The 22,808-nt window shown below is 50.2% G+C and carries 23 protein-coding genes; 9 read left to right on the top strand and 14 right to left on the bottom strand.

Going from position 1 to position 22,808, the window contains the following annotated elements:
- The first annotated feature begins 7 nt into the window (after positions 1–7).
- On the top strand, positions 8–619 hold the full coding sequence (locus tag IPJ88_15620) for a gamma carbonic anhydrase family protein (protein ID QQR89602.1): 612 nt from the start codon (positions 8–10) through the stop codon (positions 617–619).
- A 193-nt stretch (positions 620–812) separates the two neighbouring features.
- Positions 813–1,571, top strand: coding sequence for a serine/threonine-protein phosphatase (locus IPJ88_15615; protein QQR89601.1), 759 nt, complete (start codon positions 813–815; stop codon positions 1,569–1,571).
- Between the two features lie 4 nt (positions 1,572–1,575).
- Here the strand turns inward: IPJ88_15615 and IPJ88_15610 are convergent, their stop codons facing one another.
- Together IPJ88_15610 and IPJ88_15605 are read right to left on the bottom strand one after the other, a co-directional pair.
- Positions 1,576–2,304, bottom strand: a complete 729-nt coding sequence (locus tag IPJ88_15610) for a protein kinase (protein QQR89600.1) — start codon at positions 2,302–2,304, stop codon at positions 1,576–1,578.
- A 28-nt stretch (positions 2,305–2,332) separates the two neighbouring features.
- The gene (locus tag IPJ88_15605) at positions 2,333–2,953 is read right to left on the bottom strand and encodes a DUF924 domain-containing protein (GenBank protein QQR92060.1); all 621 of its coding nucleotides are present in this window, start codon (positions 2,951–2,953) and stop codon (positions 2,333–2,335) included.
- Positions 2,954–3,149: 196 nt separating this feature from the next.
- Between IPJ88_15605 and IPJ88_15600 the strand changes: the two genes are divergently transcribed.
- The gene (locus IPJ88_15600; protein ID QQR89599.1) at positions 3,150–3,647 is read left to right on the top strand and encodes a hypothetical protein; all 498 of its coding nucleotides are present in this window, start codon (positions 3,150–3,152) and stop codon (positions 3,645–3,647) included.
- On the opposite strand, the gene IPJ88_15595 is transcribed toward IPJ88_15600, so the two are convergent.
- A complete protein-coding gene (locus IPJ88_15595; protein ID QQR89598.1) occupies positions 3,562–4,479 on the bottom strand; it encodes a hypothetical protein in 918 nt (305 codons plus the stop codon). The genes IPJ88_15600 and IPJ88_15595 overlap by 86 nt on opposite strands.
- Before the next feature lie 15 nt (positions 4,480–4,494).
- Between IPJ88_15595 and IPJ88_15590 the strand changes: the two genes are divergently transcribed.
- The 4 genes from IPJ88_15590 (at position 4,495) to IPJ88_15575 (ending at position 9,611) form a co-directional block, all read left to right on the top strand.
- The gene (locus tag IPJ88_15590; protein ID QQR89597.1) at positions 4,495–6,306 is read left to right on the top strand and encodes a tRNA uridine(34) 5-carboxymethylaminomethyl modification radical SAM/GNAT enzyme Elp3; all 1,812 of its coding nucleotides are present in this window, start codon (positions 4,495–4,497) and stop codon (positions 6,304–6,306) included.
- A 62-nt stretch (positions 6,307–6,368) separates the two neighbouring features.
- Positions 6,369–6,863, top strand: coding sequence for a hypothetical protein (locus IPJ88_15585; GenBank protein ID QQR89596.1), 495 nt, complete (start codon positions 6,369–6,371; stop codon positions 6,861–6,863).
- A 91-nt stretch (positions 6,864–6,954) separates the two neighbouring features.
- On the top strand, positions 6,955–8,316 hold the full coding sequence (locus IPJ88_15580) for an NAD-dependent succinate-semialdehyde dehydrogenase (GenBank protein ID QQR89595.1): 1,362 nt from the start codon (positions 6,955–6,957) through the stop codon (positions 8,314–8,316).
- Between the two features lie 593 nt (positions 8,317–8,909).
- Positions 8,910–9,611 carry a hypothetical protein gene (locus tag IPJ88_15575; protein ID QQR89594.1) on the top strand — a complete coding sequence of 234 codons (702 nt, stop codon included), beginning with the start codon at positions 8,910–8,912 and terminating at the stop codon, positions 9,609–9,611.
- A gap of 133 nt (positions 9,612–9,744) precedes the next feature.
- Here the strand turns inward: IPJ88_15575 and IPJ88_15570 are convergent, their stop codons facing one another.
- The 6 genes from IPJ88_15570 to IPJ88_15545 form a co-directional block, all read right to left on the bottom strand.
- The gene (locus IPJ88_15570) at positions 9,745–11,337 is read right to left on the bottom strand and encodes a hypothetical protein (GenBank protein ID QQR89593.1); all 1,593 of its coding nucleotides are present in this window, start codon (positions 11,335–11,337) and stop codon (positions 9,745–9,747) included.
- Between the two features lie 258 nt (positions 11,338–11,595).
- Positions 11,596–12,147: a DJ-1/PfpI family protein gene (locus IPJ88_15565; GenBank protein QQR89592.1), complete on the bottom strand. Its 552-nt coding sequence runs from the start codon at positions 12,145–12,147 to the stop codon at positions 11,596–11,598.
- A 70-nt stretch (positions 12,148–12,217) separates the two neighbouring features.
- On the bottom strand, positions 12,218–14,338 hold the full coding sequence (locus tag IPJ88_15560; protein QQR89591.1) for a VCBS repeat-containing protein: 2,121 nt from the start codon (positions 14,336–14,338) through the stop codon (positions 12,218–12,220).
- A gap of 161 nt (positions 14,339–14,499) precedes the next feature.
- Positions 14,500–14,682, bottom strand: a complete 183-nt coding sequence (locus tag IPJ88_15555; protein ID QQR89590.1) for a hypothetical protein — start codon at positions 14,680–14,682, stop codon at positions 14,500–14,502.
- 71 nt (positions 14,683–14,753) lie between these two features.
- On the bottom strand, positions 14,754–15,296 hold the full coding sequence (locus tag IPJ88_15550; protein ID QQR89589.1) for a hypothetical protein: 543 nt from the start codon (positions 15,294–15,296) through the stop codon (positions 14,754–14,756).
- On the bottom strand, positions 15,253–15,465 hold the full coding sequence (locus IPJ88_15545; protein ID QQR89588.1) for a hypothetical protein: 213 nt from the start codon (positions 15,463–15,465) through the stop codon (positions 15,253–15,255). Before IPJ88_15545 ends, IPJ88_15550 begins: the two co-directional genes overlap by 44 nt.
- A 281-nt stretch (positions 15,466–15,746) precedes the next feature.
- On the opposite strand from IPJ88_15545, the gene IPJ88_15540 reads away from it, so the two are divergent.
- Positions 15,747–17,423, top strand: a complete 1,677-nt coding sequence (locus IPJ88_15540; GenBank protein QQR89587.1) for a serine/threonine protein kinase — start codon at positions 15,747–15,749, stop codon at positions 17,421–17,423.
- Positions 17,424–17,471: 48 nt separating this feature from the next.
- Here the strand turns inward: IPJ88_15540 and IPJ88_15535 are convergent, their stop codons facing one another.
- From IPJ88_15535 to IPJ88_15520, 4 genes are all read right to left on the bottom strand, one after another.
- Positions 17,472–17,858, bottom strand: a complete 387-nt coding sequence (locus tag IPJ88_15535) for a hypothetical protein (protein QQR89586.1) — start codon at positions 17,856–17,858, stop codon at positions 17,472–17,474.
- Between the two features lie 124 nt (positions 17,859–17,982).
- Positions 17,983–18,438 carry an SRPBCC family protein gene (locus tag IPJ88_15530; protein QQR89585.1) on the bottom strand — a complete coding sequence of 152 codons (456 nt, stop codon included), beginning with the start codon at positions 18,436–18,438 and terminating at the stop codon, positions 17,983–17,985.
- 77 nt (positions 18,439–18,515) lie between these two features.
- Positions 18,516–18,893: a VOC family protein gene (locus IPJ88_15525; GenBank protein QQR89584.1), complete on the bottom strand. Its 378-nt coding sequence runs from the start codon at positions 18,891–18,893 to the stop codon at positions 18,516–18,518.
- A complete protein-coding gene (locus IPJ88_15520) occupies positions 18,890–19,534 on the bottom strand; it encodes a TetR/AcrR family transcriptional regulator (protein ID QQR89583.1) in 645 nt (214 codons plus the stop codon). Before IPJ88_15520 ends, IPJ88_15525 begins: the two co-directional genes overlap by 4 nt.
- Before the next feature lie 291 nt (positions 19,535–19,825).
- On the opposite strand from IPJ88_15520, the gene IPJ88_15515 reads away from it, so the two are divergent.
- Positions 19,826–21,373: a hypothetical protein gene (locus IPJ88_15515; GenBank protein ID QQR89582.1), complete on the top strand. Its 1,548-nt coding sequence runs from the start codon at positions 19,826–19,828 to the stop codon at positions 21,371–21,373.
- Between the two features lie 56 nt (positions 21,374–21,429).
- On the opposite strand, the gene serB is transcribed toward IPJ88_15515, so the two are convergent.
- On the bottom strand, positions 21,430–22,635 hold the full coding sequence (serB, locus tag IPJ88_15510) for a phosphoserine phosphatase SerB (protein ID QQR92059.1): 1,206 nt from the start codon (positions 22,633–22,635) through the stop codon (positions 21,430–21,432).
- Positions 22,636–22,808 lie beyond the last annotated feature (173 nt).

Raw genomic sequence — 22,808 nt, 5'->3', positions numbered from 1 at the left:
CATAGCCATGCGAACGATTGTTGATTCAGTACAAACCGTAAACGAGCCACCGAAAAATATCGAAGAGCTCGAGCGAAGTCTTCGTGTCCTTGAAGAGCGTTTTGCTGGCGCGATCTTTAAACGTTATCTCGAGCATCTTCCTTCGGTTGCAGAGGATGCATATGTTGCTCCCGGAGCGGTGCTTATTGGACAAGTGACGCTTGGTCCCAAGAGCAGTGTGTGGCCAGGTGTTGTGCTGCGAGCTGACATTAACCGCATTGACCTTGGTGAAGGTAGCAATATCCAGGATGGTTCAGTTGTGCATCTTGGCGATACCGACCCCACATGGGTTGGCAACGATGTCGTCGTAGGGCACCGGGTAGTGCTGCATGGCTGCCGCGTAGAGGATGCATGTTTGATTGGCATTCAATCCACAGTGCTTGATGCTGCTGTGATTGGAGAAGGCAGCGTGATTGGGGCAGGGGCTTTAGTCACTGCTGAAACGATCATCCCCCCACGAAGCCTAGTGCTTGGTGTTCCTGGCAAGGTTGTAAAGAAGCTCAGCGGTGAAGATGAGCGCTTTCATCGCCAGTTGGCCGCGAAATACATGCGACTTGCCCACAATCATCGGCTTGGCTAGCCCGGAAGCACCATTGCTCGCGTCTCCTACTGTTCAAAAGAGTAGTGGGTTTGTTGCGATGATCGCATACATAGAGGTGTTTTTATGAATTCATTTTTATGAATTTCGTTGTTTTCCTCCGCTTTCGATATAATCGCTCATGTAATGCGGTCGTATTTTGAAGCAAATCTAGAGACTGCGGAGGTTTTTCCTTTTGCAGGGGGGCACTGTAGCCGCATTTAGTCGAGGACGACCCAAAGGCAGCGGCGAAAACCAAGACGCCGCCGCTCTTTTGGAGCTCGACTCGCAAACTGGTTTTATCGCAGTGGCCGATGGTGTGGGAGGGAGTCGCTCCGGCGCTAAGGCGGCTCGAATGTTACTCGAGAATTTGGCCAAATCGTGGCAGCCGAAACCCGCCGATTCAGTTCTGCGTCGGGCAACCATGATCAGCGGTATAGAGCATGCCAACCAAGAGATTCTGGCTTTAGGAACTGGCGCAGCTACCACGCTGGCACTTGTCTTGATCGAGGAGAAAAAAATAAAACCTATTCATATAGGCGATTCAAGCATTCTGGTGGTTGGTCGGCGAGGACGAATTAAGCATCAGAACATTTCACACGGTCCGGTGGGTTACGGTCTCGAAGCTGGTCTTATCAACGAACTACAAGCCATGAAACACGAGCAGCGTCATATCGTTTCCAATTATGTTGGAACCTCAGAGATGCGTATTGAAGTGGGTCCGAGTGTTGAACTTAGCCCTAACGATACCGTTCTTATTTCAAGTGATGGACTGACTGATAATCTCTACCTTGGAGAAATCGTAAAGTGCATTCGAAAAGGTCCCATCGCGGATGCAGCACAGTCTTTAATCGAGGCCTGCACCAAGCGTATGAGTCCTCCTGAAGTTCAGGGCAGTGAGATTCCAAGCAAGCCCGATGATCTAAGCTTTGTTATCTTTCGCCTAAGCCAATAGCGTTCTAGTGGCTTGGAATTCTATACCAATCAAAGGTTTCAAGGTGGAGCCGTAGCGCACTCATCGTTGGGAAGCGCTCTAAAATTAGATCCGTTTTTAGGCCAGCGCAGATGTATTTTACTTGTGGACTTAGTTTGGAATAGCGTTTCTTACCACCAAGGCATTCGTACAGAACATTGATAGCATCGATGACGTCTTGCTTTCGCTTTCGAGGCGCGGGCTTGCCCCAATTGTAAAAATCGACCAGCTTCAAATTGAATCCAACGCCTTGGGGCCAGACAAGGATGTTGTGTGAATGGATATCTGAGTGGTACTCGCCAAGCGCGTGAATGCGTTCCACGCCGCACACAATCCAATAGAGCATGTGCAGGGCGAGATAGGGATGAAGCCGCTTTTTGGGCTGGGAGTTCACCCAAAGGCCAAGTGGGACACCTTCACAAAACTCCGAAATAAGGCAAAGCACCTGGCGCCCCCGCAGCTGAACAGTCTGCGTGTGATGGTATTGAAGCACGATGGGGCAGTGCCGCAGTTTGTTTAGTTTTTTTGCGTGCCAGACGACCGCTTTGTCGCTTGGCACAGCGCTCTCAAAATACAGCTTTGCCGCACGGTGGATCCCAGTTTTCGTTTCTTCAATCTGATAGACTTCTCCTTCGGAGCCGCAACCTAAAAAGCGCACCACTTTGTAGTGAGAGCCGAGATGGTAGCCCGGACTAAGATCGAAGCCTTCAAACACGTGTGAATCCTTAAATAAAACGATTAATTTAAAACGATGAACCTGGTTGCTCTAAAAATGCGGATTCCTCAGGCGTGCTCTTGCGTCCAAGGATGGCATTGCGATGAGGAAAACGGTCAAAGCGCTTGATGATATCCTTGTGCTTGATAGCATAGTCGATGTTCTGGTCAAAAGCTTTCTTAAAATGCTCCGGAGCGTTGTGTTTAAGGCTTTTAAACAATTCCACACAATGCTCTTGATCGACTAAATCCTCGGAATGCATGAAGGGCATATACAGAAAAACTCGCATAGCCCAAGGAAGTTCCCGATCAAAATGTCGGTCTAGCGCTTGCTTGGCAATCGCTAGTGCTTTTTTATCACCTTCAAAACTCGCTGCGGTATTTCGAAAAATATTACGCCCGAATTGATCGATAAGAATAATCAGAGCAAGACTTCCGCGAGGACTGGTCGCCCAGTCGTCTAAAGCGTCTCGTTTGGCGGCTTGCAGAGCATCGAACCAGCGCTCTTTTAGCGTTTGATCAAATTGAGGATCTTTCTTGTACCACCGCTCTTTTTTCTCTTGAATGGGTATTTGGTCAAACTCGATGGGCCCAAACCAAAAATCTAAATTTCGTCTATTTGTTTCATTTTTAAAACAGTCGCGAGTAATGTTTGTCGGCTACTGTAAAGCACGACAGGAGGATAGTAATTACAGTATTCCGAGGGCACTAACAATGGCGGATATCCCTTGGTTTTCGCGAATCTTCGCTTTCTGGACAAGTCTCAAGTAATCAATAGACTCGTTAATTGTGGACCCATCGATATCTTCATTTTTTCGCCAAAAGCAGAGAAAGCTGGAAACAACATTGAAGTTTATATGGCTTGCGCTGTGTGTCAGCATTCCCATGTACGCTGTGATTGGCTTCATCGTGGCCAGCAGTGTTCAGGACAGAGAGCCCTCTTTTTTAATTCCCAATACTGTCATTATGATGGTTGTCGTCGGGGCGAGTCTTGCATCGATGCTCATCCGACGCACGTTGATAAGCGAAGCACGCTTAGAAACATTTCTTCAGGCGGATCCCCGCCCGGAAATCAGGCCCATGCTCGAGGGGCTTGGCGAGCAAGAACAGCTCATGCTTCGTGTGCCAGGGTGGGTCACGGCCCCCTTGCTTATAAGTTGGGCCTTGCATGAATCCATCGCTGTTTTTGGCTTAGTCGTTGTCTTCGGCGCTGGAACACTCAAAGAAGCCTGGGTCTTGTTTGTGTTTGCGTTGGTGCTCAACGTGCTCGCGTATCCGCGTTTCTCGGAGTACTACGCGATGGCAAAGCAAGTAGCCTCGAAGCTAAACGCAAAGCCTGCGTAAGATAGCTTTTGGCCAGCGCTCCATGCTGCACTTGTGTTTGAATGAAAAGTGCCGAAGCCTGTGATAAGTGCGCTTTGTTTGCGTGAACAACGAGTTCTTGGCGAGGGTAGTGATGCTCATCAAGCAAATCACGTAACTTCTTATTGAGTTGATGGGGTGTGCCTTTAGGCAGGAAATAAGAAATCAAGCGTCGCTGTTCGGGCTTTTCAAGCAACCAATCTGCAAAGGCTTCGGGCTGAGAATATAAACTATCAAACAAAACAATGGTTTTGATTTTCTCTTCAACGCCGCTGTTTGCAATCAAGGCAAGCGCCGTTTCGTAACCGGCGCTGTGCGCAACAAGGATAATGGAATCGACGTGTTCGATGTCAGCGTCTTTCAGTCGACCTCGCGTTTCAAGTTGCTCTAGGCTTTCATCGAGAAATCGTTGAAACACATTGGCTTTAGCGAATGCGCCTGGCTTGCCGTGACGCTTCAGTAGCGCAAGCTGCGGGATCAGAAACAAGGCATCTTGCTCAGTCTGATCAAAATGCCTTGCCAGGTCCCAGCCCATACCTTTTCTGCCGCCCTCATAACATGCCTGCTGTCCGTCCTTCATTAAGCGCAGCGCACAACCATTCCAGCCATGCAAAAATATCACCAGGGTGTGCGGCATCGTTTGACCATGCCCGTGCACGAGCACGCTGGGTGCTTTGGTGTCATCAAAAGCGCGATTTTCGGTAAAGAGCGCTTCGGTCCAAGCGCTTTTTTGGGCGCAGGCCAAGGTGGGACTCAGCAGGCTTGCTATCATCAAGCAAAGCGCGGTAGTTCGAGCTTCTAAGATGGATTGCATGGCTGTGTTTGTACCATGAAAGCAATTGAAAGTTACCAGAGTCTTGCCGAGCGAGCCCCTGCCAGGCGCAAAAGCCCGCCTGCAAGTCATTTCGATATCACAGCGTATGAAGTTGAGCTTTTGCCCCTGCTGCGCGAGCTTGAGCAGAGCATGTTGGCTCTGCCCGATCCTGCGGCTCCGCTTTCAGCAAAGCTCATTCAGCGACTCCTCAAGCGGTATCCCCGGGCAGGAAAGGGCCTTTTCTCACGCAGTCAGATCATCGCAGGCTTCCGTGCGCTAAGCAACGTGCATCCCTTTGAGGTGAGCGAACGTGAGTTTTTGCATCGCCTTCGCATGCGACCGGTGCGTTCACTAAGTGGCGTAAGTCCCGTCACGGTGTTCTGCAAACCCTTTCCTTGTCCGGGGCAGTGCATCTTTTGTCCAAACGATGTGCGTATGCCCAAAAGCTATCTTAGCGACGAGCCTGGAGCGCAACGGGCCGAGGACAATGCCTTTGATCCCTATTTGCAGACTTGGGGTCGACTTAATGTGTTCCGCGCCATTGGCCATGGCACCGACAAAGTTGAGCTTATCGTGCTCGGCGGGACCTGGACGCATTATCCGGAAAGTTACCGTCGTTGGTTTATCAAGCGCTGTTTCGATGCCATGAACGATTTTGCAGCGGGTCTCGATGAGCGGCCGAGCATTTTAGCAAAAAACACCTTTGACAATTCCGGGCTGCCACGCAGCATCGATTTGAAGAAAACGAACTACAACGCCGAGGTCCCGGCCCATCGAAGTTCACACGAAGATTGCTCTTGGACTGAACTCGAAAAAGCACATAACGAAAACGAGAACTCTTCGGCACGCTGCGTGGGCCTTAGCGTTGAGACTCGACCCGATGAAATCAGTGAGGATGTGTTAGTCGAGCTGCGTCGTTTGGGCTGCACCAAAATCCAGCTGGGTTTGCAAAGCTTGGATGACGAGGTCTTGGCGTTGAACAAACGCGGCCACGATGTAGCTGCAGCACGCAAAGCCGCGAAGCTTGTGCGTCGCTATGGCTTTAAGCTTCAAGCGCACTGGATGCCTAATCTGTTTGGCAGCGATCCTGAAAAAGACAAGCAAGATTTTTTGCGGTTGTTTAGTGACCCTGCTTTTTATCCGGACGAACTCAAAATCTATCCTTGCAGTCTAATCGAGAACACCGAACTTATGCAGGCCTATCAAGATGGAAGGTGGCAACCTTATTCGACCGAGGTGTTGTGTGACGTGTTGGTTCATGTTTTGACGCATACACCACGATATTGTCGCTTGAGTCGCGTGGTGCGCGATATTCCCGCAGGCGATATTGTGACTGGCAACGTGCAAAGCAATTTGCGCGAAGCAGCCGAAGCCAAAGCACGCCAGTTGGGTAAAACCTTGCTTGATATTCGTGCGCGCGAGATTCGCGCAAGTTCAGCTTTGGGAATTGATTTTCATATCAAGCATAGCTGCTATCTGCTTGAAGAAGGCACGGAGTACTTCATTGAATCGCTATGCGGGAATGACAGGGTTGTTGGATTTATACGCATTTTTATGCCAAACATGGCGTGTTTAGAGCCAGAAATTGCCAATTCTGTCATGATTCGGGAGTTGCATGTTTATGGCCAGGCCATGGCATTGGGCCAAAAGCAAAAGCATTCGGGCCAACATCGTGGCGTGGGCAGGACGTTGCTGTTGGAGGCTGAAAAACTGGCCAAGCAAGCAGGCTATCGAACGCTCTCGGTGATCTCGGCTGTGGGTACACGACCCTACTACCGAAGACATGATTTTCATGATGGCGCGCTCTACCAACACAAAATGCTATAGCCTGCTTCATTTGACACTGCATTGGCTCGATGCCAAGTTAATGACTTGGGGAGGGCTTGGGCATGAAGCGAAACAGGCGAGAGTTTATTGGCGATGGAGCAGTGTTGCTTGGTTTGGGAAGCGGCCTGCTTTCGCTTTCCGCGTGTGATGATGCGAGTTCGTCCAGTGATGCCGGATCGGATACGAGTAGCGATCCGGATAGCAATACGAGTCAAGACAGTTCTGCAGATGTTGCAACAGATGGTTTAACGCCGACTGACTCGGGCCTCACGAACAACAATGCAATCTGCGGCGTCGATGAAAGCTTAAGTGTGGGGGTGGAGACTGTTGTGCATTCCCATTTTTTGCTGATTACCGAAAGTGATCTTGAAAACGGCGCTCTTGGGCCTTACTCGCTTACGGGAAGTGGCCATATGCATACAGTGACCTTTACTTCAGGCGAGATTGCAACGTTGAGATTAAACGGCACACTCACGAAAAGCTCGACGACAACCAACGCTCACGCGCACGACGTGACTTTGCAGTGTGTCCCAACCGTTGGTCCTCCCACTGAATAAGTTTCTTCTCGAGGCGCGTATGCAGTAAGTCGTATTCGACAATTGTTTCGAACAGGCGTATGTTCTTGTTGAAATAAAGAGAGGATACGCGATGGCCTTGATTAACCCTTCAAATGGCCGCTCCCTTCGTGAGGCACGCAGCATGTCGCTTAAAGAAGCAGGTGACATTGCGAATGAATGTGCAAGGAGTGCGCAACACTGGGCAAGTAAAAGTGTGAACGTGCGCGCCGAATGCTTTGATAGTCTTGCAACGGTCTTGCGCTCGTCTGCGAATGATTATGCCGAACTGATGGCGGTCGAGATGGGTAAAGCCGTGGTCGAGGGCCGCGCAGAAATCGAAAAATGCGCAAACTGCTGCGAGTACTATGCTGCCAATGCCCAGCAGATGCTCAACGAGCGTCCCATTGCTAGCGATGCCACAAAAAGCTACGTGGCCTTTGAGCCCCTGGGGGTGATTCTTGCAATCATGCCATGGAATTTTCCCTTTTGGCAGGTGTTTCGTTGCGCAGCTCCAGCGCTCATGGCGGGCAATGCGATGATACTCAAACATGCCTCGAACGTTCCAGGTTGTGCTGAGGCAATAGAAGATGCTTTTGTTAAGGCGGGCTTTCCTAAAAAAGTGCTTAGCAATGTGTATCTGAACAACGAGGATACCGAAGCGCTGATTGACGAGCCGAGTGTTGCTGCGGTAACGCTCACAGGCAGTACGCGGGCAGGGCGTGCGGTTGCTGCACGAGCTGGTGCGGCACTAAAAAAATGCGTGCTTGAACTGGGCGGCTCTGACCCCTACGTTGTACTTGCCGATGCAGACATTGAACTTGCTTCAAAAACTTGCGTCAAAAGCAGATTCATCAATGCCGGTCAAAGCTGTATTGCCGCTAAACGTTTCATCGTTGAAAAGAGGGTGCTTGAAGAGTTTCAAGCACAAGTTCTTAAACACATGCAAGCTGTGCGAGTGGGCAGCCCGCTCGATGAAGACACCGATATCGGTCCCATGGCGCGCATGGACTTGCGCGATGAACTCTACTCGCAGGTTCAAGACAGCATTAAAAAGGGTGCAAAGCTGCTTTTGGGTGGCGAAGTGCCCGATAAACCCGGTGCATGGTTTCCTCCGACTGTACTTGGTAATGTTGGAACTGGTATGCCCGCTTATCATGAGGAACTCTTTGGTCCGGTGGCCTCTATCATCGAAGCGCAAGATCAAGACGATGCGTTACGTATTGCCAACGATACAAACTACGGCCTTGGCGCAGCCATCTTCTCCAAAGACAGCGAAAAAGCTGAACGCCTTGCCAAAAAGAGCCTTCAGGCTGGCAGTTGTTTCGTCAATACTTTCGTTCGCTCGGATTCACGCCTCCCTTTCGGTGGCATCAAACACTCCGGCCACGGCCGCGAACTCTCCGAGTTCGGCATCCACGAATTCACCAACATCAAAACGGTGTTTGTAGCATAAGGCTCCAGGTCGTTTGCTTACGCTTCAACCCTATCAACTGCTTTTGCAGTCAGCAGGTGTTTCAGCGCTCGCTTCAAAGGGATGCCAATTTTAACCACTAGTCGTTTTGTAGCGATTTGAAATCACAGCGCTCCAAGATCACGGTCTGGAGTTCTTCAAGATAGGGTTTGATGGCCCCTATGAGCTAAATCGCAATGAAATCATTTTTGAAGTTCACAGATTTATTCGGCCTGAAATTTGCAAGGATACTAGCAAGCATTTATACAAGGAAACCCAATCTCTGACCTAAGCCTACATCCATACAAGCAACTCGTAGTGGGAGTTATCCTGATCACAACAGGGTGTTCCGTTGCAAGCGACGATACAGTGTCAAGTGAAGCGTCTGCATAAATAAATAGCAGGCGTGATACATAGCAAGCGTGCACACAAGTCATAAGCAACTGTGCCGAGAACAATCCCGCCTTGGCTTCTGATGAACTAGCGCAGCGTGAACTTATGCTTGCCTGTGAAAAATCATACTATGATATCAGCCGCGGCGGGATCGTTAGGGGGAGTTTGTTGACGCTCATAGCAACAACAACAGCCCTGGTGCGATGCATCAGTTCACCGGTTGCTATGGCACGATGTGCATCTACGCAGAGTTTGAGATAGGGACAAACTTTGATATGACACGTCAGTATGAAACGTGGCTGAGGACAAAAGAAAGTCTCTATAGTGGCGCAGAGAGTTCTGTGTCATTTGCGCAAATGGTGGCACCCGATCGAGCGGACGGGAAAGTCTGGCACGATTTTCTTGACGTACATATCTGCGGCCCCTGTCCTCCAGGATCGCCTGTGATGGAAACTGAGCCCGGCAAGGCAACGGTCGTTGTATCATCGAGCGACGCCAGTTATCAGTTAGCAAGTTCGGGTCTTGATGGCTTGGAAGTTAGGGACTCAAATAGTCTTCCAAATACAGATGAGGTGTATGGCACGGGGACCGATAACGGTCTTGAGTCAATCGATCGCAGCGGCATCGATGAATTGCCGGACAACGGTTTCGCCGTAGGCTGGCCCGGGCACTATTGGATTGTCATTGATTGGGATTTGCTCACTCCTATTCTGGGCGTGAGCGCGCTGGCGATTGCCGCTCTGAGGGGGTTTCGTGTTTTTATTGAACGTACTTCCTGTGTAGCTTTTTTTGCGTTGGAACTTTTCCCCTATGAGTTTTGGCTGGAGGCCTGCTCGAGGATGGATCCGTCGGGCTCCACTTGTCGGGCCTGGGGCATCGAAGTCGACCTTCCGGCGCAACTCTAAGCGCTCGCTGCGTACAAAACCTCCTGCTAAGGCCATGTTTTTCTGTAACGGGGGGTCACTTTCCTTGTGATTTTGTCCCTATTAAATAGATATATTCTGAGGCAAGAAGTTAACTTCTTGGTGAATGACCCCTTTAGGGCGCAGGCCAGCCTCCGGGGGCTTGGGGTAAATCGTAGCCGCGGGCGGCGATGGCTTCGGTGATGCTTTGGCCGGAACCTGGCGTAAACAAATCCGCCGTGACTGCGGCGTGGGTTTCATCATCGAGCGAGCCATCAGCGTTGGTGTCGTATAGGAAGTTGCCATTACCGTCATAGGAACAACTATTGGTTGGCGCATAGAGAATATCGGATCCGCCTTCAGGCTGCACAAAGATACCTGCGGCGGCATCGAATTCAACAAACTGGCGCTGTGCATAGTCTTGCAAGCTGTGATTGGAGCCCGGACCTGCCCAGTTGCAAATCATGCCGAGGATTTCACCTGTGAATTGGTGCATGGGAGCACCGTAAGCAAAGTAGGCTTCGCCATCGGGCGCTTCAAAATCGTTGATGCCAATTTGAAAGACGCGCGTGTTGCTGTCTCCTGCGCCGGCTTGCCACGCAAAGGTGTAAGTCCCGGAGGAGTTGCTGGGATCAAAGTTGCCGACAAAGAGGTTGAAGTTCTCACTCCAGCCTTCGCTGTCGTCTGGAATGCGCTTGTTTGGGTCGAGTTGGCCATAATCACCTGTGCTGCTATCCACAACGCGGCCATCGATGTTTTCTCCACAATAAGTGGCTGTACGTGACTGCACTTTTAGATCATTAGCCGAAGCAAGTTCATACCAAAGGCTTCCGTTTAGGGTACGACTCGAAGCTGCGCAGTTGCCGCCAGGAAAGTCACTGCTACTTCCACCTATACGATAAAAGACTTTACCATCGTAGTTGTCCGTGCCCAATGCATGGTGCTCGAGGTTTACATAAACACGATGAGTGTCGCTGTTCCGAGTCAAGTCAAACTCAAGCTCGTAACTCCAGGTGTCTGTTTCCGGTTGGCCCAAATTCGCATGAATGAAAGTTGTATCGCTTAGCCCCGCCGCGTTCATCGCTGCAGTAAGGTCGGCACTGTCACCGGCCGCGGGTAGCGCACCGTTTTCATTGAAAGCAACATAGGCAAGTGCGGCGAGGGCCTTGAGGGCGGCAAGACCTTGGCTGCTTAGGCCACTTAGCAGACTATTAAGCTCTGCTGCGGCACATGCTTCACCGCTGCTTTCGCTTTCAAGCCAAATGCCGACATCGCCACCGGGAAGCTGGCCATCGGCACTGCCTCCGCCTCCGCCCATTTCATCGGGATGCGAACTGTACTTTACCGTTGGTCCATAACAATTGGCCCGTCCGGCGTTTACAAAAAAATCATTGCCATCAAATACCGAGACTTGGCCATTGAGCACTTCGTTGATTTCGGTGGTGGCCATTTCGTGACTGCTAAGCCAATCACCGCTAAGAAAACTACGCGCTGCAGCAACAGGGGACGCGTTTTGTAATTGTTGAGGAAGTGCAGGCGCTTGAGTGCTTGCAACTTGGAGCGGCGAGCTAATCGCGAGGCCCACTGGATAGGCGGATGCTACGTCACTAGGAATATCGGTTGTATTGTTTTGATCGTTTGGATCAATGCCGCTTTTTTTATCACTACTGCATTGTGTTAACAAAAAGATAACCCATACTGCTACTAAGATTCGCATGCTCTGCCCCATTGTTCTGCCCTCCACGCTTGAGATACTCGAACTCACTATTGTACTCAAACATAACGCGCTGTCGATTTACTCAACATACCGACAGTGCACCATACCCGCCCTCATGTATTGATGTGCAGTGGGTCCATGAAGGAGCAAGTTCTGAAAAGTTTTGTACCATGCGAGTGCGAAGGATAAAGTCCATCCTTTACGGAGCAGCCGAAAATAACGACTCGTGGTACGTAAAAGAGTCAGAACATGGTTTTCGTAGAGTTGTCGCTATGTGCTCAAGGTCGCTTTGGCAAGCTCATCGGCGATGTTCTTCCCTTTGAGTTGAGCGACAAGTTCAAGGGCAAAGGCTAGGGCGGTGCCTGGGCCGCGGCTCGTGGTAATCGTGCCATCGACCACGACATCTTGCTTGTGGAATGTAGCGTTACCCTCTTTCAGGTAGGATTCAAACCCGGGATAGCATGTAGCTTGTTTGCCGGTAAGGACGCCAGCTTTGGCGAGCGCCATTGGAGCTGCACAAATCGCAGCGATGTTTTTGCTTTGCTGATGTTGCTTTTTGATTAACTTTTGTACTTCTTTGCTTTGCGTGAGCTTTTGTGCACCAGGCAATCCGCCCGGTAAAATAACGACGTCCCAATTGCGATCAACGGCTTGCGGCATGGTCAGATCAGTTTGCACTTTGATTCCGTGCGCTCCAAGCACTGATTCGCTGTCAACACCGACAGCCGCGATGTCGATATTGGCGCGCCGTAGGACATCGAGCACGGTGATTGCTTCAATTTCTTCAAAACCTTCGGCGAGTAGCAAACAAGCATTGGACATAGATACCTCCTAAAGCACTGTGCACTCATGAATTATCGGAAGAAATTATAACAGTAGTTGATCGTTTCGGCTAGAACACCGAATCAAAACTACAGGGAATGACAGAAAAGCTTAGTGAGTTGTTATCTTCGACGCATTCACGTTCTTTTGCCCCAGGATCGATTAACGCGACAATATCCACGGGGCCGACTTCAGAGCTGGCTGGATCCCACTCGCCACACACGACTTCGCCGTATTCCCCTGGGGGGATGTTTCGAGAGCTTGCTGTGCTTGCGAGCAATTCGCCATCGGCACTGTCGCGGTGAAATTCAACTTCAATCCCTGCGCCAACTTCTACGTCACCCGAATTGTAGAGCTGAATGCAAAGCTTCATCGTAAAGTCTTCACACACAACGGCGCCAGCATCCGTGCCTAAATCAGGCGCCGCCAAAGAATCTCCCACCGCAGCGTTGAGACGATAAGTGTTGTGCGTTTTCCAACTGGCTATCTCTTCGGTTGGAATCGTCATGTCGTCGTTGACGTTACTAATATGGTAAGTGTGTTGGTTCCACAGTGGCCTTGCACGGACCCAGGAATCATCAGCGCTTGACCAGATTTCGACGCCGGGGATGCGTTCTTCTGCGCTTACATTTCCAGGGATTCCATCGCCAGCAAAGTTTGCTTCAGTATTACTGACAAAAACGATTTCAGCATTGCCGTCATTGTCAACGTCAGCGACGATGGGTTGCTCGGTGCGAGTTCTTGAAGGGTTCCAATCGGAAAATACTTCGGCTCCGGTTTTTCCATCGAAAACCAAAAAGCGTTGTTCGTCATTGTAGACAACTTCGGCGCTGCCATCACCGTTGAAATCAAAAACGGTGGAGGAAGTGACATTGGAAGAATCGTCTTCGGTGCTGTGTACCCAACGAATGCCGTCTTCTACACATCCTTCGACATTTGCTCCTTTGCAGTCTGGATCAAACACGACATAGCAGCTGCCTCCAGCGACACCAACCTCGGCTTTGCCGTCGCCATCGAAATCAGCCACAGTCGGCGCGCCTCCAGAGTTTTTGCTTGCGCAATTGCTCGTGCAAGTGATGTTGTTTTCGGTATCGCACTTCGGAATCTCTATAGACCAAACAACATTACCTTCGTTGCCATTGATGCGTGTCTCGTGAAAATACACCTTTCCTTTGGAAACGCGGATCACTTCGGGCAAGCCGTCTTGGCCAGCACTTCCATCGCTGTTTGAGACAACGTCTGCAATAGCGCAAAACCCTTCTTCAGGATTATTGGACCCGTCTTTGTTTTGCCACACGATATTTCCATCTTTGTCGAACACTGTGGCTCCAGCGATGACTTCCATGGACCCGTCTTCATCCAAATCTGCCACGCAACTCAAAGGGCCCTGGCTGTTGATCCCTTTGGCTCCGCCTGTTCCGATCCAACGCAGTGAACCGTCGTTGCCGTTGAGTACCAGACGTCCAATAATTACTTCTGGGGAGCCTGTTCCATCCAAGTTTGCGATGGCAGGAGATCCGTTGGGCTGCGTTTCCCCGGTGGCGCTTGAGACTCCCGGCCAGTCGCTGCCATTTTTACTCCACAGTTCCGAAAAACTTCCATCGGAGTTTCGGGTAAACGCCACCACGCCACCGTTTTGTTTAGTGGCTACGATCTCAGGATAACCGTCGCCGTTCAGATCACCGGCCGCGACATGTCCGTCAAAACGCAAGGCAGGTGTTTTGCCTGTGGTATCGGTACTTGGAGCAACGATCGGTGCGCTGCCATCGCCAGCAAAGGTGAGGAGATTGGTGTAGGGGCTTCGTCCGCTGACCACGCGTAGAACGCCTGTTTCAGGATAGTTTTGGTAACTGATAAAAACGATTTCGGGAATGGCATCGCCTTCGGCCTCAGGTACAAAATCAACTACGACAGGAGACATGATGGCATGCTTAAACTCTGGAAAAGGCAATGCGCTTGCATCCCAATGCAACTCAGTCGAGGGGTTTGCAAAAGGCTCAGCGGCGGGCTCGAGGCGACAAGCGCCTTCTTCCCAATCCGGTAGCGTCTCGCCTTCCTTTCCGCCGTCGCTGAGCAGCGCGGCAGCGTCGATCTCGCCATCGACGCCAGCGTCTTCGGTTAGAGCATGGTTACTTGAACCACAAGCAAACAAAAAGAAGGCTAGAACAAAGTGAAGAAAAGTAAGCCGCATAGTAAGTCTCATGAAAAATCCCGCAACGAAGAGCTAGTACTCCTAGTGTAGAATATATTGTGGGTATGGCAATTCGAAAGCGTCAAAAATCAAGGGACATTTTTGAGTTTATAGGGTTTGCTGAACTCAAGCAGTGGTCGAGTGGGTGCAAGAACGACATGTCAGGGCCCGTGAGTTAAGGCACCAATAAGTTGCTCGGTCTCTTTATCGATAGATAGCGGTTGAATTGAGATCCACCGGCGATGAAGTTTGTTTTCGAATCGTGGTCGAATCACTTTTGCGATGCACTCCTCAGTGATGCGCCGGTATTCGGCTCCGTCGAGTAGGCCCCAACTCTTTTCCAAAGCTGTCGTTTCGAGAAGACTGTGAGAGTAGTCGTTAGAAAGATTGCTATAATAGCCCTCAAGTCGTGATCTTAAAAATCTCGTCCTTGATCTTTTAGAAGTTCCAATAATTCGTCCAGCAGGCTCCATCCAAAGGCGCTATGCACGGCTTCATCTTTTACAATCCTTTTTAAAGCTGCTCTAGCGTCTTTTGCGGTCGTTTGTTTGAGCATGGCTTGGAAAAGTGGCACGGCCACGGTCTCGCCACAGCAGAATACCGAAGCGGCGACATCCAAAACCTGAAACGGCAAGGGCTGCTTGCCGGCTTGTTTAAAGTGAAGCGTATGCGGGTCCAGCACGGAGCGTTGCTTTCCGCCAGCAGCTTGAAACACGTCAAACGAGTCAGCCGCGTGATCGAGTTCATCACGAACAATCCGGTGCCCTAGGTCAATGGTATCAGGGCTTAGGCCAAGTTGAATGAGCCAATGCAAGCTTTGCGCGCTAAGTGCGGCTGATCGGTACTCGGCAGTGACGCGTGCCGACCACTCCTTTTGAACGCGTTGAAGATCAAGATCAGCGTGTGCTTGGGCGTCAGCCGCCATCGCCGCCATTGCCACCATCTGGTGTATTTCCATCGTTTCCCGCATCCTCGTAGGGCGGCGGAGGGTTGCAGGTGCCGCTGTCGCACTGGGACTGACAGGGATCACAGAAGCGAGGGCTCTCGTCATCACAAGCTGCAGAAGATAAGCTAAGCGCAGAAGCTGCTACAATAACCCACGGAGCACGTTTTCTATGTCGATTCATTGATATTCCTTATTTTGAAAGTTCAGTGCAGTTACAGCAACAACCGTGCCATTGGTTCTTTACTGTTATGATTCTGTTTTGAGCACGCAAAGCTGTGCCAAATTGTGTCGTTACCCGCAGGGCAGGGATCTAAAAGCCCTTTCAAGGGCTCCCATGACCTGCGACAATGAGCGTGAAAAGCTGAAAAAATGCTGTGGCTGAGCGATTTTTGTGGCGGTCTCAAGTCGTGCCAAAGGTTACATGTTAGGCATGAAAGCGTGATTTAGGTATCCTGGGCACAGATGTCTCATGCTTCTAAAGATAGCGGTCATGGCAATGAAAGCAGCGAGGTGGGCAAGGACAGCGGCAGGCATGTTCGGCAACCCACGGCTGCCTTTGCTCCGATGCAGGTCTCTGCCTCGCACGCTGCAGACCCGGAAGGGCAAACCCAGCTTGCTGTTTCGGTCAGCGAAGCAAAGGAAGGTTCTTGGATCGGGAGAGTGATTGATGAACGGTATCGCATCCTAGAAGTGCTGGGCGAGGGCGGCATGGGAAAGGTGTTTGTCGCCGAGCACCTAAAACTCCACAAGCGTGTGGCCTTTAAAGCGATTCTTTCAGGATTCATTGGCAACGATGAAATCACGGCGCGCTTTGCCCGCGAGGCGATGGCCAGTGCCAGGTTAGAGCATCCTCACATTGCAAGCGCCCTGGACTACGGAACGCTACCCGAAGGCGGCGCCTATCTCGTCATGCAGTTTGTTACAGGACACAGTCTCGGAGAGCTTTTCGATCGACACGAAACTTTTTCTTGGAGGGATGCTTGTCATATTGCCGCTCAAGTTGCAGATGCCATGATCTCTGCACACGCTGCAGGAATCGTCCATCGCGACCTTAAACCCGACAACATCATGATCGAGAAGCGTGACGATGACAGTTGGTGGGTCATGGTGCTTGATTTTGGAATTGCTCAAGTCCAATCGACGGGGCAGCCTGCGCCCCAGGGCGCTGTTTTGGATAGATCACTTACGCGTGTGGGGACGGTGGTTGGCACACCAGGCTACATGGCACCGGAGCAAGCTATGGGTGGCGCGGTTGATGTGCGCGCTGACCTTTATGCGTTGGGTGTCATCCTCTGGGAAATGTTAACAGGTCAAAGGCTTTTTGATGGAGAAAGCTTTACCGAAATCGTGACAAAGCAACTTACGCATATACCGCCATCGCTAAATGGCTTGCTTTCCCTACGGCAGCCGGCTCCTGTTGCGGGCCTTGATCAAATTGTGGGTGCGCTTCTTAAACCCAAGCCCGAGGATCGACCCGAATCAGCCACACAGCTTCGTCAGACATTGCGAGAGCTCGGATCGCAGATCCCTCAACAACCTTCCTTTTCTACAGCTACTCACGCTGCTCGCTCGTATGTGGAACACACCACGCGTGGCTTTGCTGCATTGCTACGCGCTTTCGGGCAACGCTGCTTTCGCGTTCTGCCCGACAGATTGCAGCCCTACGTGTCACGATGGTTTGCTGTTTTTGCTTTGGCTTCAGCAGTCATCGTGGCGATGATTCTTTGGTCAAGCTCGAGCGACACCAAGACGGAGGTAGCTAATGCGGGGATTGTGTCCAACATAAAGGATGCTTTTTCTCATGTACCTGAAGAGGTAAAACAACATGTTGAGACCATGATGACGCACAGCCGAAAAGTGCAAAGGCGTCAGGCCGCGCGCTGGTTGCTCGATCACAAACCCGTAGAGGAGATTCCATCCTATGCCTTAGCCGTTGCGGAGTTTGAGCTCGCGAAACAATGTCGTCTTCAGCGACAAGCTATTGAACGCATCGTAGAGACCGACGAGAGAAAAGCATTGCCGGCCTTAGAACGCGTGAAGAAGGCGCCTCGATCTGGATGCGGTTTTCTCGGCATTGAAGATTGCTACAAGTGCATTCGCAAAGTGGTAGCCACAGCCATCAAAACGCTTGACGACTAGATCCAATTTGGCCGGCTGTGTGCTGTGATGAATCACCCCGCTATCTTCCTATAATACAGGCACGGTCACCGAAGTCGACGAGATGCTCAAGCTACCGTTATTGACTTCAATGTTGCAAATCGTGGGTGGGCTTATCTCAGTAAAATAAGCACGTCGCTCTCCGTCTTCGGTGCCAAAACGAACCAAAAACTGCTCTGCGATCTGGTTTTTGTCGACCGGCCAACCCGAAAAACGCTGTCCTGTCGAAAGCCAAATCAGTTCATCTGTATTGGCATCGAATTCAACAATTTGTCCATCAACATCACGAACCTCGCTGCTTACGAAATCAGATTGTGGATCGGAAAACTCGATAGAAGCGGCATCCGAGATAGTCGTTTCATCGGAACAATCCAGGCAAAAAGTGCAAAGAATCAGGATGACAACAATAGCCTTCATGGCAACGATGATAGATCGAAATCATTCAGCCTACCATGGTCCGCAATACCGCATAGCCACCCCAAAGTTGTACGAGTAGCAACAAGCGAAGCGCCAACTACACCGCCGTTCAAAAACACGGATTCTATCCTTGATCCGGAATTTCTGGCTCCACGAGATGGGCAAGCATGCTAAGTGATTCTTGCCAACCGAGGTAGCACATTTCAGCAGGGATAACTGCGGGGACTCCTTCTTGCGTAATTCTTAGCTCGGTACCGCACAAAACTTTTTTAAGCGCGATAGTTACCTGCATTTCTCCGGGCAAATTGGGGTCATCGAATTGGTCAGTGTATCTAATCAATTCATTGGGTCTTAGCTCGGTGTACCTGCCTCCAAACGAATGCTCGCTTCCCGTGCCAAAGTTAGTAAATGACATTTTATAGTGGCCGCCTACGCGGACATCCATTTCATGCACTTTTGCCGTAAAGCCATAGGGCGGAATCCAGCGCGTTAGAGCGTCTGGCTCTAGAAATGCGCGGTAAACTTTTTCAGTGGGTGCCCTGAGCACGCGATGAAGTTGAATGGTGTTTGTAGTTGTCACTTGACTCTCCTTTAAATTATTTTGTGAAAATGCTTCCGATACATCGTTTTGCTACTGGTAGTTTTGAGATCTCATCCTTATTTCATGGAGTGAAGCCCAAACATGTTGCCTTCGGTGTCGAACACCAGTGAAATAAAGCCGTACTCGCCGATGGACATTTTTTCTTTTTGAACTCGTCCGCCAAATTCTTGCACGCGTTTTTCTTCAACGGCGCAGTCCTCGCAAGAAAAGTAGACAAGTACGCTGTTGTTGCCAGGCTCAAAACCTTTCATTTTGCACAAAGCTCCAGACGCCCCATATTGCTCCGGACTCCCCGGAAACGACCACATTTCAAAGTCCGAGTCATCCGGGCCCAGCTTTTCTAGTTTTCTTTGGAAAACAGATTCATAGAAACGCTTTGCGCGTTCAATATCTGTTACGTAAATCTCAAACCATGCAACTGAATTTCTATTCATTGCTTTTCTCTCCTTTTGCTTGCTTCACCACCACTAAATAATAGCTGGACGTAGTTTTTGAGATGATCAAGACTCTGTGCTGCAATATCGGCACTGCCGCTCGCTTTGGCTAAAATAAACGCCCCCTGAATCACTGCTTGAGTATGAAGAGCTAGACTTTCAGCAGACCACTTTCCCTTATTCGCGTAGAGGGATTTCGCTTCGCGTATATCAGCCTCCAGCTTTTGTGCATGAGCAAAGATACTCTCACGGCATGCTTTTCGAATATCAGGCTGTGCATCGTAAGTCTCTTGCACCATTGTGCCTACTAGACATGTAAACTCTGCAACTGTGCCTTGAAGAATCTCTTTTCTAAAATCGATGTAGCCAATGAATCGTTGCAAGGGATCCTTTCTGTCGTGATAAGCAGCGGAGTCAAAGAAGTTTCCGGTGACCAAAGACCAGTGATTGGCGGCAGCAACAGCGAGTGCATCTTTACTCTTGAAGTAGTGAAAGAAAGTGCCCTTTGTCACGCCTGCTTCCTTACATAGCTCATCAACGCTCGTGGCTGAGTACCCTTGGCTACGAATCAATTTGAAGGCCGCAAGAAGAAGTTTCTCACGCTTTGGTAGTTGCTCGTCTCTTTTGGAAGGCCTACCCATATGACACACATACCAACCAGTTGGTATGTGTGTCAAGGCTGTGGAAAAATTCGATCCGATAAGGTTAGGCAATAGTCTGTTGGCGGAAAGGCAATCCCATGGGTGCAGATACTCATGGCGAGTCGAACCTTGCCTGTCAACGTTGAGGTCGAAAGTCCTCATTGGCAACCCAGTTAGCCATCTTGCTGTTTTTCTGTTGATAAAAACAAGAATGATTACAGGCGAACTATTGGGGGACAGTGTGAGCTAATTGGCACATTTATTGCTGCAGTAGTGAAAAAAGGGATTTGTATGCAACCATTTTTTCGTAGCTTTTGCTTTTTTATTCTTATCTATTGTTCCCATGCTTTTCTTACGGCTGGTTGTGTTCCAGTTGCAGATTCCGATCAAGCGAGTGCAAAGAGAGCCATGCTCGGAGCATGGTTGCCGTATGCAGAACAGTCGGTACGACTGAAAGTATTGGTCATCAACTATGATCCTATTGTCAGTGGCGGTTCGCTACGCGAACAACATTTTTGGCAAGATCCGCGTGAACTTGTCACCGGGTTTAGCGAGGCACTATACCAAGCCTCTGGTGGAGGAGTTGCGTATGACATTGTCGACTGGAAAGACGTCGATGCTTTTCCTCCAATGATAGGAGAACAATTTAATGAAACGTCATATGAGCAGTGCCTGAATGACGGCAGTTCTTGCTATAATACGAAGAATGCGGATTACGAGAAGATAGTACGTGATCACGATCTTTGTAACAGAGTTGCTCAGCGGGAAGTGGATGAAGTCCTGCTTTTAGGCGCACCTGGCTTTGGTTTTTTCGAAAGCAGCATGGTAGGACGGGATTCTTTTTGGATAAATGGACCCACTGTCTCGGTTTCGCGCCGTTCCTGCTCTCGGCGCTTTGTTCTCATGGGTTTTAGTTATGAACGGCATGTTGCGGAGATGCTGCACGACTATGGACACCGTGTGGATGACACGCTCAAACACGTTGAAGAGGCAGGCAAACTTCCAAAAGGTAATTATGAAAAATTTTCAAAATACCTAGGTACCTCTTCCAACGGTATCGCAGGGTGTGGTGACACTCACCATCCACCAAATTCAGCAGCGGGAGAAGAATATAACTACAATAGTCCCTTAGAGGTCTCTTCAACGTGTCATGCTTTTGGACCTGTACCTGATCAGTCATTTCCCACAACCCAGTTTGATTGCGATCATGACGATGGCTGGGGTTGTGTAGAATCAGAGTACCACAAATGGCGGTTTGCGAAGCTTCCTCGGACGAAAAACGAGAATTGGTGGAAGTTCATCGCGGTAAATTCTACCAATTTTAGCGATGGAGAAACTAACCCGCCGGATGTTTCCCTCATCAATGAAAGCGATGACCCAGATCTCGTCCTCGTTGACGATACTGATGTTGATAACACATCTTCAAACTCGCCGGATGATTCGTTCGTTGAGCCCCTGCATGCTTCGACGCCGCCTCCGTCTGGAAACTTGAGTTGCCCAACGCACAATAGTCATACTACCGGTCTGTCGTTTGTGTGCGAAGATGGCCTGTTTACTCAGGGGGATGAATTTGGCCAGGATTTTGGTCCTTGTAAACAAACAGCAGATGGATGGGTTCCTGCTAGCTCAGGACAGCTGTGCAATGGTTGGCTTTGTCCAGGCTCAACCTCGGAAAATTACGATTTGCACCACGCGCCAACGGGAGACTCGCTTGCAGGACTCGACGGTCACTATGTTTGTGCATGCGATCCATGTCGTGGAGTGCTCACTTGGAAACTGGTTTGCGATTTAGATGGCGCCGACAACTACAAGCTACCATTAAATGGTAGCTGCGGATAAAGCTCACGCTGTTGTTAGGCTGTGCAAGCAACGGTCGACCAACGTAAAACATGCGTCTAGGGAGCCTTCATGAGGTGTTGGACGTCGCGTGCGTGAAGTCCAAGAAGATACAAGATGCGATCGAGGCCGCCTCGACTCAAAGCGGTGTCTGCCGCATCGCGCAGTCGCTTTTTCGCGTGAAATGCGATGCCTAGCCCTGCACGAGAGAGCATCAATAAATCGTTGGCGCCATCGCCGATAGCAATTGTTTGTTCAGCAGCAATGCTTTCGTGTTGGGCAATGGTGCTTAGTAACTCGGCTTTGCGCTGCGGTGTAACGATCTCGCCTTCTAGAGCGCCGGTCAGCTTTCCATCGCGAACTTCCAAGCGGTTCGCGTAAGCATAATCAAGCCGAAGCGTGGCTTGCAGTGCTTCGGCCGCACACATAAAGCCTCCGGAGATTACTGCGGTTTTATAACCGAGCGTTTTTAAGACCCGCAACAACTCAGGCGCACCTTCCGTCAAAGGCAAGTTTCGGCTTAGTTGGACGACCTGGGCATAGTCCAAGCCCTTGAGTAACGATACACGTTTGCGAAGCGAGGCTTCGAAGTCCAGCTTTCCTTCCATGGCTTCTTTGGTCACCGCGACAACACTGTCACCGACGCCAGCAAGCTTGGCCAACTCATCGATGACTTCGATTTGAATAAGCGTGGAATCCATGTCCATGACGATAAGGCGCTTCGAGCGTCTGGTAAGATTGTCACGCTGAAGAGCCACGTCAAAATGGTGTTTGTCGCTCTGTTCAATCAGTGTTGTTCGCAGCGCTTCTTCGCTGCCTTCGGGTAGGGCGATGATCACTTCCAATGAAGACAAAACACCTTCACTCAAACGTCGTATCGCTACGATGTTGGCACGGTGTGAAGCGAGCGCTTTGGTAAGTTCCGCGACCTGCGAAGCTCCGAGCGCATCACCAATTGCAGTTACTGCAAAAAAATCTTGTCCAGTGCCTTCTTCTTGCTGCTCAAGCAAATCAAACTGCAGCTCAAGGCCCATCTGTTTTGCGGTGAAGAGCAGATCCTTAAGCACAGGCTCGCCTTTTGCTGGCGTTCCATCTACACGAATTAACAAACAAAGGGTTAGATGGCCCTGCACCACCACTTGCTCGATGTCGATCAACTCGGCGCCTGCCGTTGCCACGGTTTGACTTAGAGCTGCTGTAATACCGACGTGATCACGCCCGGTTACTTGCACCAATACTAATTGCCCGTGTTGATCGTCCGCCATGCGCGCAGGCATAAGCCGAGCCTCCACAATGATCAAATTCTATTTTATTTCGGATGCCCAAACTAGTGCTCCGATCGAAAAGTATTGATCCCTCTCGCCGCAGTGAAGGCGCGAGCTGCAGCGTCAGAAAACCTTGAAATATTCGCGATATTACCGCGCTTTGCTTCCTAGCA

The organism is Myxococcales bacterium, assembly GCA_016699535.1.
In the GTDB taxonomy this organism is placed as follows: domain Bacteria; phylum Myxococcota_A; class Polyangia; order Polyangiales.
Note: the sequence above shows the minus strand (reverse complement) of the source record. Positions and strands in the feature narration are given on the sequence as shown.

Bases quoted from the DNA above. Each gene is read 5' to 3' on its own strand.
- IPJ88_15620 (QQR89602.1), top strand. From the start codon at position 8: ATGCGAACGATTGTTGATTCAGTACAAACCGTAAACGAGCCACCGAAA.
- IPJ88_15595 (QQR89598.1), bottom strand. From the start codon at position 4,479: ATGCAATCCATCTTAGAAGCTCGAACTACCGCGCTTTGCTTGATGATA.
- IPJ88_15590 (QQR89597.1), top strand. From the start codon at position 4,495: ATGAAAGCAATTGAAAGTTACCAGAGTCTTGCCGAGCGAGCCCCTGCC.
- IPJ88_15585 (QQR89596.1), top strand. From the start codon at position 6,369: ATGAAGCGAAACAGGCGAGAGTTTATTGGCGATGGAGCAGTGTTGCTT.
- IPJ88_15580 (QQR89595.1), top strand. From the start codon at position 6,955: ATGGCCTTGATTAACCCTTCAAATGGCCGCTCCCTTCGTGAGGCACGC.
- IPJ88_15575 (QQR89594.1), top strand. From the start codon at position 8,910: ATGCATCAGTTCACCGGTTGCTATGGCACGATGTGCATCTACGCAGAG.
- IPJ88_15570 (QQR89593.1), bottom strand. From the start codon at position 11,337: ATGGGGCAGAGCATGCGAATCTTAGTAGCAGTATGGGTTATCTTTTTG.
- IPJ88_15565 (QQR89592.1), bottom strand. From the start codon at position 12,147: ATGTCCAATGCTTGTTTGCTACTCGCCGAAGGTTTTGAAGAAATTGAA.
- IPJ88_15560 (QQR89591.1), bottom strand. From the start codon at position 14,338: ATGCGGCTTACTTTTCTTCACTTTGTTCTAGCCTTCTTTTTGTTTGCT.
- IPJ88_15550 (QQR89589.1), bottom strand. From the start codon at position 15,296: ATGGAAATACACCAGATGGTGGCAATGGCGGCGATGGCGGCTGACGCC.
- IPJ88_15545 (QQR89588.1), bottom strand. From the start codon at position 15,465: ATGAATCGACATAGAAAACGTGCTCCGTGGGTTATTGTAGCAGCTTCT.
- IPJ88_15540 (QQR89587.1), top strand. From the start codon at position 15,747: ATGTCTCATGCTTCTAAAGATAGCGGTCATGGCAATGAAAGCAGCGAG.
- IPJ88_15535 (QQR89586.1), bottom strand. From the start codon at position 17,858: ATGAAGGCTATTGTTGTCATCCTGATTCTTTGCACTTTTTGCCTGGAT.
- IPJ88_15525 (QQR89584.1), bottom strand. From the start codon at position 18,893: ATGAATAGAAATTCAGTTGCATGGTTTGAGATTTACGTAACAGATATT.
- IPJ88_15520 (QQR89583.1), bottom strand. From the start codon at position 19,534: ATGGGTAGGCCTTCCAAAAGAGACGAGCAACTACCAAAGCGTGAGAAA.
- IPJ88_15515 (QQR89582.1), top strand. From the start codon at position 19,826: ATGCAACCATTTTTTCGTAGCTTTTGCTTTTTTATTCTTATCTATTGT.
- serB (QQR92059.1), bottom strand. From the start codon at position 22,635: ATGGCGGACGATCAACACGGGCAATTAGTATTGGTGCAAGTAACCGGG.